1 protein-coding gene and 1 riboswitch are annotated in these 1638 nt (G+C 65.6%); the gene reads left to right on the forward strand.

The window, feature by feature from the left end; translation table 11 throughout:
• Positions 1-58, forward strand: a riboswitch (cyclic di-GMP riboswitch). This riboswitch is flagged as partial in the annotation.
• Positions 59-169: 111 nt separating this feature from the next.
• A partial coding sequence (locus GTP41_RS26730) for a S8 family serine peptidase (RefSeq protein ID WP_161028634.1) occupies positions 170-1638 on the forward strand: 1469 nt, incomplete at its 3' end.

The raw sequence follows: 1638 nt of genomic DNA on the forward strand, positions 1-1638 counted from the left end.
TGGGACGCAAAGTCAACGGTCTAAAGGGCTTCGGCCCCATGACGGCAGGACTGCCAGACAAAAGCTTCCCGGGAGGGCCGTGCGCCCTGTTGCCGGATGCAGTCTTCTACCGGCCTCGGCCGGCAGGCAGTCCTCGTTTTTCGAAATTGATGAAAACAGGGACTCGCAAATGAAGACTATCGCCACCACCACCAAGTTCGCTCAAACCCGCCTGGCTTCCGCCGCATCGCTGGCACTGCTCATGGCTGCTGCCGCTGCAGCGCCATCGTCCGCCTACGCTGCCGATCCAGAACAGTTTGCCAGCGGCCGCATCCTGGTGGCGCCACGTGCCGGTCTGCCAGAAGCCACCTTCAAGAAAATCGCCAAGGACAACGGCGGCAACGTCAGCCGCAAGCTGAACGGCACCAATGTCTACGTGGTGGACGTGCCAGCCGGCCGCGAAAAAGCCATGCTGCAGGCCATGAAGCGCAACCCGCACATGAAGTTCGCCGAACTGGACGGCGTGCTGCAGATGCAGCAGACCCCAGGCGACACCTACTACGCCAACGAATGGCACATGGCCAAGATCGGCGCGCCAGCGGCATGGGACGTCGCCACCGGCGCCGGCGTCACCATCGCCATCCTGGATACCGGCGTCGACGCCGCCCACCCTGACCTGGCCGCCCGCCTGGTACCAGGCTGGAACACCTTCGATAACAACAACAATACCGCCGACGTCTACGGCCACGGCACCAAAGTCGCCGGCGCCGCCGCCGGCATCGGCAACAACTCGGTCGGCGTGGCTGGCGTAGCCTGGGATGCCAAGATCATGCCGATGCGCATCAGCGACACCAACGGCTACATCACTTACTACAGCATGGTGGCCAACGCCATCACCTGGGCCGCCGACCGTGGCGCCCGTGTCGCCAACATCAGCTACGGCGTGCAGCACGTGGCTTCCGTGCAGTCGGCCGCGCAGTACATGCGCAACAAGGGCGGCGTGGTGGTGACCGCCGGCGGCAACAACGGCGCGCTGGATTCGAACGCGGGCACCCCGACCATGCTGACCGTGGCCGCCACCGATGGCAACGATGTGCGCGCCAGCTGGTCCACCTACGGCGCACCCATCGACCTGAGCGCACCGGGTGTTGGCATCTGGACCACGGTCAAGGGCGGCGGCTATGGTGCCGTCAACGGCACCTCCTTCGCCAGCCCGATCACCGCCGGCGTGGTGGCCCTGATGCTGCAAGCGAACCCGGCCCTGAAAGCCGACCAGATCGACTCGATCCTGATTTCCACCGCCGACGACCTGGGCACTGCCGGCCGCGACAACTACTACGGCGCCGGCCGCATCAACGCCTACCGCGCCGTCACCGCCGCCAAGGCTGCCGTCAGCGCCGACACCCAGGCCCCAAGCGTGTCCATCGTCTCGCCAGGCGCGACCGTGAAAGGCACCATCAACATCGACGTCAACGCCAGCGACAATATGAGCATCAGCCGCGTGGAACTGTATGTGGGCGGCGTGCTGCTGGCCACCGACGCGGCCGGCCCTTACAGCTTCGCCTGGGACACCACCACCCGTGCCGATGGCGCCACCAGCATCGTCGCCAAAGCCTACGACAGCTCCGGCAACGTCGGCACCAGCACCATCAACGTCAC

It is taken from the genome of Pseudoduganella guangdongensis, assembly GCF_009857475.1.
In the GTDB taxonomy this organism is placed as follows: Bacteria; Pseudomonadota; Gammaproteobacteria; order Burkholderiales; family Burkholderiaceae_D; genus Rugamonas; species Rugamonas guangdongensis.